Annotated in this window: 11 protein-coding genes; 9 read left to right on the top strand and 2 right to left on the bottom strand. The window is 39.0% G+C overall.

All coding sequences use genetic code 11. The annotated features are described in order from the left end of the window. The first annotated feature begins 4 nt into the window (after nt 1-4). From hisC to tnpA, 6 genes are all read left to right on the top strand, one after another. Entirely contained in the window at nt 5-1087 is a 1083-nt protein-coding gene (gene hisC, locus VAHSUH02_RS03340; RefSeq protein WP_005384487.1) for a histidinol-phosphate transaminase, read from the top strand. Nucleotides 1088-1103: 16 nt separating this feature from the next. Beyond that, on the top strand, nt 1104-1715 hold the full coding sequence (gene hisH / locus VAHSUH02_RS03345; RefSeq protein WP_005384488.1) for an imidazole glycerol phosphate synthase subunit HisH: 612 nt from the start codon (nt 1104-1106) through the stop codon (nt 1713-1715). A 196-nt stretch (nt 1716-1911) separates the two neighbouring features. Continuing rightward, a complete protein-coding gene (locus VAHSUH02_RS03350; RefSeq protein ID WP_005384489.1) occupies nt 1912-3744 on the top strand; it encodes a carbon starvation CstA family protein in 1833 nt (610 codons plus the stop codon). 109 nt (nt 3745-3853) lie between these two features. Then, nucleotides 3854-5476: a hypothetical protein gene (locus VAHSUH02_RS03355; protein WP_005381559.1), complete on the top strand. Its 1623-nt coding sequence runs from the start codon at nt 3854-3856 to the stop codon at nt 5474-5476. A 110-nt stretch (nt 5477-5586) separates the two neighbouring features. Continuing rightward, nucleotides 5587-5940 (top strand): hypothetical protein, encoded by a 354-nt coding sequence (locus VAHSUH02_RS03360; RefSeq protein WP_038149048.1) that lies wholly within the window; start codon nt 5587-5589, stop codon nt 5938-5940. 231 nt (nt 5941-6171) lie between these two features. Next, nucleotides 6172-6636, top strand: a complete 465-nt coding sequence (gene tnpA, locus VAHSUH02_RS03365; RefSeq protein WP_005375295.1) for an IS200/IS605 family transposase — start codon at nt 6172-6174, stop codon at nt 6634-6636. Nucleotides 6637-6788: 152 nt separating this feature from the next. Here tnpA and VAHSUH02_RS03370 read toward each other — a convergent pair whose 3' ends face one another. Continuing rightward, a complete protein-coding gene (locus VAHSUH02_RS03370) occupies nt 6789-7502 on the bottom strand; it encodes a copper amine oxidase N-terminal domain-containing protein (RefSeq protein ID WP_005383660.1) in 714 nt (237 codons plus the stop codon). 130 nt (nt 7503-7632) lie between these two features. Between VAHSUH02_RS03370 and VAHSUH02_RS03375 the strand changes: the two genes are divergently transcribed. From VAHSUH02_RS03375 to VAHSUH02_RS03385, 3 genes are all read left to right on the top strand, one after another. Next, a complete protein-coding gene (locus VAHSUH02_RS03375; RefSeq protein WP_005375346.1) occupies nt 7633-7827 on the top strand; it encodes a hypothetical protein in 195 nt (64 codons plus the stop codon). Further along, nucleotides 7827-8168: a hypothetical protein gene (locus tag VAHSUH02_RS03380; RefSeq protein WP_005383661.1), complete on the top strand. Its 342-nt coding sequence runs from the start codon at nt 7827-7829 to the stop codon at nt 8166-8168. The genes VAHSUH02_RS03375 and VAHSUH02_RS03380 overlap by 1 nt, the downstream gene beginning before the upstream one ends. A 262-nt stretch (nt 8169-8430) precedes the next feature. Then, nucleotides 8431-8676, top strand: a complete 246-nt coding sequence (locus tag VAHSUH02_RS03385; RefSeq protein WP_005383663.1) for a hypothetical protein — start codon at nt 8431-8433, stop codon at nt 8674-8676. Nucleotides 8677-9180: 504 nt separating this feature from the next. On the opposite strand, the gene istB is transcribed toward VAHSUH02_RS03385, so the two are convergent. Next, on the bottom strand, nt 9181-9704 hold a 524-nt coding region (gene istB / locus VAHSUH02_RS03395; RefSeq protein ID WP_105112024.1), incomplete at its 5' end, for an IS21-like element helper ATPase IstB.

A 9704-nucleotide genomic window follows, 5' to 3' on the forward strand; every position in this document is an offset into this window, starting at 1 on the left:
GAGTATGAAGAAGATTATTGGCCAATTAAAGCCCTATGTGCCAGAGGAACCGGCAGAGTCCGTCAAAGCTCGCCTCGGTGTGGAGCGCCTTGTGCGATTGTCAGCCAATGAAAACCCTTATGGTACATCGCCAAAGGTGCGCAACGCAGTACTAGACTATGTGACGAACAATGATGCCAATCTATATCCAGATGGCAACGCATCATCCTTGCGAAGCGTATTAGCGGACTATTGGAAGGTAGTAGAAAATCAACTTGTTATTGGCGTCGGCCTTGATGAAGTGATTTCCATGGTAAATAAAACATTTATCAATGCCGGTGATTCTATCGTTATCAGCGTGCCCGCATTCTCTGAATATGGTCTTAATGGCCTTGTAGAAGGTGCTATTATTCGCGAAGTTCCGTGTATTGAGGCAACAGGGCAATACGATTTTAAGGCGATGCGTCAAGCTGTAGATGATACGACGCGCCTCGTATGGATTTGTAATCCTAACAACCCAACAGGAACCTATGAATCTGTTGAAGATATCCGTAACTTTATCAGTACATTGCCGAAAGATGTGTTAGTCATCATCGATGAGGCGTATATCGATTTCGTAACCTTCGTAGAGGTGCCAACGGCACGAGCGTTACTTGATGAATTTCCTAATGTATGTATCATGCGTACCTTCTCAAAGGCCTATGGTCTCGCGAACTATCGCGTTGGTTATATGATGAGTAGCGCTGAATTAGCTAATTATATACAAACGATTCGCTTGCCATATAACTTGAATACATTGTCCCAAGTGGCTGCTGAGGCGGCATTCGGCGATTGTGAATTTTTGCGTAGCACTGTAGAGAAAAATGCAGCGGAACGCGTGTTGTGGGAACAAACCTTGGATGAAGTCGGTGGCACGTATTATAAAAGCGGTGCTAATTTTATCTTTATGTCCGTACCTAATGCAGAGGCCCTCGCTGATGCATGGCTCGCTAAGGGCTATCAAGTGCGCCGAGGACAACGGGATAATTGGTTGCGCGTAACATTGCCGACTGCTAGTGACGGTGCTATTATGCGCTCTATTTTGAAAGACTATATGGCTCGCCAATAAAAGAAAGGATGTCACTATGATTGCCATAATTGATTATGATGCGGGCAATACATTTAATGTACAAAAAGCATTACAACATATCGGACTTGATGCGGTGTTGACCGCTGATCGAGATACGATTTTGGCTGCTGATGGTGTGATTTTACCAGGTGTCGGCGCCTATGCATCGGCCGTTTCAGTCCTTCGTGAGCGCGGTCTTATCGAAGTTATTCACGAGGTGGTGGACCGCAACATACCATTGCTTGGTATTTGCTTGGGAATGCAGCTTTTATTTGATGAATCTGAAGAATATGGTCCAACACCAGGGCTGGGTATTATACCGGGCACTGTGAAAGCTATTCCTAATAACCTTGGCCTTCGTGTACCTCATATGGGATGGAATCAAAATACACTATGCCGTAAAGATAGCGCTTTTTTTGATGTAGCTGATAAATATGCATATTTTGTGCACTCTTATTACGTAGAGACAGATTCTCAATATGTTACAACAACTGCAGACTATGGGATTAAAGTACCAGGAATTGTTGAGAAGGGGAATGTCTATGGCATGCAGTTTCATCCTGAGAAAAGCGGAGCTGTAGGGCTTAATCTGCTACGAACCTTTGGAAATATCATAGTAAAAAAATAAAATAGTCTTCGATATATGCTTTTAACGAATAATGAGTATCTAGAATGAGAAAGTGTAAATTGACATATTTTTGTTTAGATATACAATGAGTATGTAAGTACTCATCAATTTATAAGCTAAAGTGGCATTGGAGACCTAATTTTATTAGAAATGTTTATTCGGCACCTCCGATGTCACGTACATTGGAGGTGTTTTTATGGTTATGAATGGTATTTACTTAGTTATAGCCTCCGCGTGTATTCTAATTTTAGCGTACCGCTTTTATGGGGCTTTCATAGCGGCCAAGGTGCTGACACTTGATCAGTATCGTCCAACGCCGGCTATGGTCCACAATGATGGTCACGATTACGTGCCAACAAACAAATGGGTAACATTTGGTCATCACTTTGCAGCGATTGCTGGTGCAGGTCCTCTTGTAGGTCCTGTTATCGCAGCTCAATTCGGGTATTTGCCTGGCGCATTATGGATTCTCATTGGTTCCGTACTCGCCGGTGCTGTGCATGACATGGTTATCTTATTTGCGTCCGTTCGTTATGATGGCAAATCCATCGCGGATATTGCCCGCGAAGAAATCAGTAAATTTGCTGGTTTCGGTGCTATGCTTGCTACATTGTTCCTATTGATTATCACACTTGCTGGTATGGCCGTAGTAGTAGCCAACGCATTGCATAACTCCCCTTGGGGTTTCTTCTCCGTATTTGCTACAATCCCAATCGCTATTTTCATTGGTATTTATTTGAAATGGTTGCGTCCTGGTAAAATTCAAGAAGCAACTGTTATTGGTGTAGCATTGATCTTCGCAGCTATCATCTACGGTCCAAACGTAGCGGCTAGCGAATATGCTTCTTGGTTTACATATGACTTGCAAACCATCGAAATCATGCTTGCAGTCTATGGCTTCTTTGCAGCAGCATTGCCAGTATGGTTATTGCTTGCTCCTCGTGACTACTTGTCCACATACCTTAAAATCGGTACAATCGGCGCATTGGCTCTTGGTATTATCATCGTAATGCCTGAAATTCAAATGCCAGCTGTTACCCCTTACATCTGGGGCGGCGGTCCTGTATTGAAAGGTTCTGTATTCCCTTACATCTTCATTACTATCGCATGTGGTGCGTTATCTGGTTTCCATACAGTAATTGCTACAGGTACAACACCTAAAATGCTTACTAATGAAAGAGAAATCTTACCTATCGGTTATGGTGCGATGTTAACAGAAGGCTTCATCGCTATGATGGCGTTGATTGCAGCCACTGCATTACATCCAGACGATTACTTTGCTATTAACTCCACAGTAGAATCCTTTAAAGCGCTCGGCCTTCAAGTTCATGAATTACCAGCATTGTCTGCAATGGTTGGTGAAGACTTGATGCACCGTCCTGGTGGCGCTGTATCCCTTGCAGTAGGTATGGCTCATATCTTCTCCAAATTGCCTAATATGGATCACTTGTTGGGTTACTGGTATCACTTCTGTATCATGTTCGAAGCCTTGTTTATCATGACTTTGATCGATGCTGGTACTCGCGTAGGTCGTTATTTGCTTCAAGAACTATTAGGTCATTTCCATCCTAAATTCAACGACCAACACTGGGCTCCTGGCGTATATGGTTGTGCAGCTTTGATTTGTATTTTGTGGGGCTATCTAGTTCTACAAGGTAACATCGGTATTATCTGGCCTCTATTCGGCGTATCTAACCAATTATTAGGTACTATGACATTGGCCGTAAGTACTACCGTTATTATGCGACTTGGCCGCAAACGTTATGCATGGGTTACAGGTATTCCTTGTATTCTAATGGCTATCGTGGCTATCGCTGCAGACTTTGAAAACGTATTTAACAGCTACATTCCTGCTGGTAAATGGATCCTAGTAGCGTTCAGTGCTGCTATGTTCCTCATGATTCTCATCGTATTAGTAGAGGCTATACGTAGCTGGATTCGCTTATCTAGCATGCCTCAAGACTACCGTACACAAACTGAAATCGAAGCTGAAAGCCTTGTAAAATACGGTAAAGAAGTAAAAGCATAAATCTGATTTGCTATACTACATGAAAGCGCACTCGCCTTGGTGGGTGCGTTTTCTGTTTGTAAATCTATAGTATGATTGGTTTTGTAAAATTTAATGCTATAATAATTGTATGACTAGACGATTACGCTCGTATTGGAGCAAATATATACAACTATATAAGCGAGGTATACTAGGCATTATTGCATTTATTGGAATTACGGTAGTCATTATCTCCATCTTAGCTACTATTGCGAGTAGAGGCATGGGTGTTATTTTTAATGAGGTAATAGCACGTCAGACCATGATGCGAGGGACTATTACCGTCGCTAGCCTGAGCGCCACCCCATGGGGGACCATATCCTTTGAGGATTTGCAATGGGCTGATGACGATGGACATCAGTTGATGACCGTACCTTCCGGTAAGATACGCGTTAATATGTGGGATGTGATTACTCGTAATTTTAAGGCATCTGCCATACGAGGCATAGAATTAAATGATGCGGTCATTGTAGTAGATTTAGATGACGATAATCGGGTCGATTTTGTGCCGGCTTCTCCTGATATTAATAAACCCTTATCTGAAGTAGAACAGCGACCTAAAGCACCTAAAAAAACGACCCTAGAACGTCAAGAAGAGCTAGGGAAAAAGGTGCGTAACTTTAATTGGAATGGTCAACATATCGATGCGATTGTGAAGCTTTCAGACTGCCAATTGGAAATATTCCAAAAGAATCGACATTATGTGATGAAGAATGTGAATGCTCGATTTGATATTGATACGAATCGTGCCATTCGCATGAATCTAACAACTGGTAAATTCGGAGGCACCGCCATTGGGGATGGCCTCACATTGGAAGGCCGTATCGATCTAAAAGATGTGCTTAAGCATCGTATGCCTACGCTGAATATGAATCTAAATATTTATGGTGTAGATCCGGCATCCTTAGGATTTGGTGATAGTATTCACGATAAGATGACCTTGCTGACAGCAGTGACGGGGGATATTAATCGGCCCTTTGCATCGGGACGTGTTACCATGCCAATCCTTAGAATCCCTGCACTAACCTTTGAAAATGTGGTAGGCGATGTAACCTATCAAGATGGCATACTGGATTTTAAAGAGGTATATGCGAATGTATTTGGCGGTAAGTTAAAGGCTAAAGGTGTATATAATCTAGATACGCGGGCCTATGAATTAACGGGGGTCGCTACGGATCTAGATAGTAGCATGGCCTTAAAAACACCGGATTTTGCTGTTCCTGTATCGGCGAACCTTAATTTTTCAAGTAAGGGACAGCCTAAAGATATGGTGGTGTGGGGCGATTTTACATCTGGTACAGGTCGTTACATACTCATACCTATACAATCTATTACGGGGCGCTTTCACAATCAAGGACGTCATTTATCGTTCTTTGATGTGAAAGTACATACATCGGTAACAACTATCTCAACGGATGCATTGCATATCGATAATGGCGAATTAACATTGGGACCATTGAATATTACATCCAATGGGGGTAGTAATTTTGCCATTTATGATGAAAGTACCTTTGGCGAGCTTGGGCGTACGATGGATGGTATAAAAAGTGACATGGCGCAGGCAAATCAGAATATGAAACGCGCTCAAGGTAATAGTCAATCGATGAATCAAGAAGGTATAAAGCCACCAAGTGATGCAAAAGGCGTTTTAGATGATGCCAAAGAAGCAATCAAAGGATTTTCCGATAGCTTGAAATCGATTAAGATTCGATGAAGTTTGAAAATTTTCATGTTCAGCTTATCTCCTAAGTATAAAATGCGAAATGTTATCAAAACATTTGATAACATAGTAGATTATATATGTGTTTTATTAGGAGGTTTCTTATGAGAAAAGCTAAAAAATTATCTATAACACTTATGGCGTCTGTTATGGCTTTAGGCGTTATAGCATTTACAGCACAACCAGCTAACGCATCTTATGGCTATAAATATACTGATTCCATTCGTCCACCAGTTTTGACACCTACACCATCTACTGGTAGAGCACCTGTGGAACCTGTAGCCACTACAGTTACACCAGCTCCTGCTGCTAAAACTACAACAACAGTAGAGCCTACTAAAGCGGCTGGTTCTGTAACAACAGCTAATACTACAAATAATACAGATAAAACAGCACAAGATATTCTTAGCTCTTTGCTTTCCTTGTTGCAAAACTTGTTTAACACTCTATTTAAATAATAGGGGATAACAAAACGGCGGTCCTTATTGGAACCGCCGTTGTTGCATATACAAAAGCCCTTCGGTTGCGTCCGAAGGGCTTTACTGTTTGTACGCCGAATAGGCATGACTAAACCCCCAGTTAAACTGGGGGTCGGTAAAAAATTCTTAGAGAAAAGGAAAGAACCTCCTAGTGGTAAAATGAAGTTGGTCTGGCAACCACAACATTTCAACATAGGAGGTTCAATGTCAATGAATGACGTAAAAAGCTTATCACATAGTAAATGGAGATGTAAATATCATATTGTTTTTGCACCAAAGTATAGAAGGCAAATAATTTATGGACGGATAAAAGCTGATGTAGGTAAAATTTTAAGAGATTTATGTAATAGAAAAAATGTAGAGATTATAGAGGCAGAATGCTGTCCGGATCATATTCATATGTTAGTAACTATTCCACCACATTTAAGTGTATCAAGTTTTATGGGATATTTAAAAAGCAAAAGTAGCCTCATGATATTCGATAAACACGCAAATTTAAAATATAAGTATGGAAATAGACATTTCTGGTGTAGAGGATATTATGTGGATACAGTGGGAAGATACGAAGGAGCGATAAAAGAGTATATTCGCAATCAATTACAAGAAGATATAGCACAAGATACATTAAACTTTAAAGAATATACCGACCCGTTTACGGGTGAGCCGGTAAAATAGGCAAAATAAAAGCCCCCGAGTAGGGGGCAGCCAGTGGTAATAGAGTGGTTGTCAGATCATTCAAAGCCCTCTTTAGAGGGCTACCACTAGAGAAAGACCCTTATAGGGTCAGAGCAAACCACCCGTTCTACGGGTGGTTATGATTTGTATTATTATTTTGTGTTTTTGTCAGTTGTTTGTGTATGTTTAACCTTGATAAGAGGTTCGTCCTTTGCAGCGGATTTTGTGTTGGATTCCACTTTAGAACTCGTTTCTACCTTGGCAGACGTATTATCTGATGGTGGCAAGAATGTACTGATTTCATTTTTGTGAGGCCCGTTCGTATTGGTTGTGGATGCTAGTTGCGCCCGTTGTGGAGCGATGAAAATTTCATCCTTCGTAATTTTTACGTCATTCAATAGTAATTTGAATGCGCTAGGACTTACGAATAATTGACCATCTATCATGCGCGGTGTAGGAAGCATAGATTCAGATGTATCAAGGTTGATAATTTGCAATTTGCCTTTTCTTACGATTTGCGCTTGATCTGGTTGGATGGCTAGTGTAGCAATGCTCATGTCTACCAATGCAGTTTTTGTTGGTGCATCCCAAGCTACCTTATAGCCTAACGCTTCCGATACTTGGCGCAATGCTACGAGCGGTTGGCCGTTCACATAGGCTACGTTTTGATGGTCTTTCACCGGTTCTAATACCTTGCCAGCTACATTGATGTGATGTTGTGTCGTTACAGATGCAGGTTTTTCTAAATTTTGAGCTGGTGCTGGTGTTTCCATGCCGATTGCTGCATGTGCTGGTTGTGCCATGCCTACTGTGAAAGCTAGCGCACCTAGAGCGATACTAGATAAAATAAGCTGTTTTAGTTTCATAAGGGACCTCCATAAGGTGTTATATCGTTCTGAATAAACTAATGTTATCAGATGTATATGAATATTTTATTATAAACTTTAATTTTATGCAATTTAAATCAGGCTGAAATAAGTTAATGGTTTGTTTTGCATGAATTATAAACTCATTGATAACATATACTTTGCTAAAAAAAATCAACCATGTTATCCTGATGTATATAAAATTGTTGGTGTGTGGTTAGGTCGTGTAATGTGTCATACTTCATTAGGTGTTACTGGTGCAACATTTGGCTGTCGCGTTAAAGATGAAATTAAATTTAATTTGAAAAAGGATATAGATAAGTAATGTATCAAGATTTAATCATAATGTTTGGTATTATATTCTTTATATACAAACTTATTACGCATAAAGGTGAGCTTAGTTTAGCTAGAATTATCTATACTTTTAGTTTAGTACTTGGATTTGGAATATTTTTCTTACGTAATTTAATATCTCCATTTACTATGTTGTTTTGGTGGATATTTTGTATGGGGATTTCTTTGGTTGGAATGTACTTTATGCTTAAAAATGATGAGTTTGAAAGTGATAAAGTAGAAAGATTACAGTCTAATTTTAAAGCAGGCGTATATGTTTGGTTATTTCTAGTAGCCTTATACATATATTTATATGTTTTGACTTATTATTAGATACCTAAATGGTAGTGTAATATATTTTGTCGGAGGCAAAATAGAATTATAATAATACTAAATATATTTATGCTACCCTTGAAGCTGGACCGGAGTTAGGTACTCAGACTCAACTTGGCCCTGTAAGTGTGCGAGCCAATATTAAAGCAGGTACTGAGAAATATATTAATTCAAGAATTCAATTATAGGAGATAAATCTGAAGAGGATAAGGCCTATAATGAAGTTTCTGATTTACTGAAAAACTATGGAGGATAATATTTTATGAAAGATTTATTCATTTTTTTTAAGAATATTGATCCACAGTTTTATGCCTGTATATTTGGTCTAGTTGTAACTGGAATTGGCATATATAATCCTTTGTTATTGGGCTTATACTCTCCTGACAACAATTATAATGAAAGTCCGGTTATGATATTTATTTTTAGGCTTATTAGTGGGATGGTGTTTGTAATAATAGTTTTGTATTTATTATATCGGCTTGTTACAGGGACATGGTTTGGTACTTAATCTTGAGTATTTAGCTTTTTCAATTAGACGAAAATGAATATAAAATGTATCTTCAATAAAGGTAAAAATTATAGTACTTTGTAAGAGTATAATACATTTGTGACAAGTAAATAAAAATAAGAAGGAACTCTGTTATAATGAAGTTGCTTAATCCAAAGATTATAACAAAAGGAGTTCCTTCTCATGCATTCTAAGTTTAAACATGAAGGCTATTTTAAGTATATGTTGAGGTAAAGAAGCGTGGTTATGAACGCTCATATGTCTCTATGTGCAGACAAATAAGGTTTCATATCTCCTAATCTATGGCTTAAATATCATGGCTTTTAGAGCTCTATGTGAGATTATTTTTTGCTATGGTATTAGCTGTTGGTAACTATAAAAGAATAAAATAACAATTATTTCCCATGCTAATGAGAGGGGCTTGTATCTAGATGAATTCAAGTTTTCATCAAGTTGTAAATGTCAATATAAGAATGTACAATTTTGACGATGTACAATGTACAGTTATTCCTTCTGTTGCATATGGTTTCGTAACCGGTATGAATCTCCAGTTATGCTAATCACATGTGCATGGTGAAGTAATCGATCAACAATAGCATTAGCTACTCGCTCATCATGTAAAATGGTAGCCCACTCATCAAAATTAATGTTAGACGTTACGATGGTACTTTTCTTTTCGTACCGTCTATCAATAATTTGAAATAGTAAGTTAGCATCACCTGGTTGTAACGGTAAATAGCCAATTTCATCAATGATGAGTAATTGGTAGCGTGCATAATGCTTGAGCCGAGTTTCTAATCGTCCTTCATCTTTTGCACTCTTAAGGTTTTGAATTAAATCATGGCATTTAATAAAATAGGTGCTTCGTCTGTTACGAGAGCTTTCAATACCTAGTGATGTAGCTAAATGTGTTTTCCCAACTCCGCTAGAGCCAAGAAATACAATGTTTTCAGCTTGTTCCATGAATCCTAATGATGCTAAATCCTTAATTTGCATTTCGTTAATTTGTGGTTGAAATGAAAATTCAA

The sequence above is a fragment of the Veillonella atypica KON genome (assembly GCF_002959915.1).
Taxonomy (GTDB): domain Bacteria; phylum Bacillota; class Negativicutes; order Veillonellales; family Veillonellaceae; genus Veillonella; species Veillonella atypica.

Bases quoted from the DNA above. Each gene is read 5' to 3' on its own strand.
- hisC (WP_005384487.1), top strand. From the start codon at position 5: ATGAAGAAGATTATTGGCCAATTAAAGCCCTATGTGCCAGAGGAACCG.
- hisH (WP_005384488.1), top strand. From the start codon at position 1,104: ATGATTGCCATAATTGATTATGATGCGGGCAATACATTTAATGTACAA.
- VAHSUH02_RS03350 (WP_005384489.1), top strand. From the start codon at position 1,912: ATGGTTATGAATGGTATTTACTTAGTTATAGCCTCCGCGTGTATTCTA.
- VAHSUH02_RS03355 (WP_005381559.1), top strand. From the start codon at position 3,854: ATGACTAGACGATTACGCTCGTATTGGAGCAAATATATACAACTATAT.
- VAHSUH02_RS03360 (WP_038149048.1), top strand. From the start codon at position 5,587: ATGAGAAAAGCTAAAAAATTATCTATAACACTTATGGCGTCTGTTATG.
- tnpA (WP_005375295.1), top strand. From the start codon at position 6,172: ATGAATGACGTAAAAAGCTTATCACATAGTAAATGGAGATGTAAATAT.
- VAHSUH02_RS03370 (WP_005383660.1), bottom strand. From the start codon at position 7,502: ATGAAACTAAAACAGCTTATTTTATCTAGTATCGCTCTAGGTGCGCTA.
- VAHSUH02_RS03375 (WP_005375346.1), top strand. From the start codon at position 7,633: ATGAATTATAAACTCATTGATAACATATACTTTGCTAAAAAAAATCAA.
- VAHSUH02_RS03380 (WP_005383661.1), top strand. From the start codon at position 7,827: ATGTATCAAGATTTAATCATAATGTTTGGTATTATATTCTTTATATAC.
- VAHSUH02_RS03385 (WP_005383663.1), top strand. From the start codon at position 8,431: ATGAAAGATTTATTCATTTTTTTTAAGAATATTGATCCACAGTTTTAT.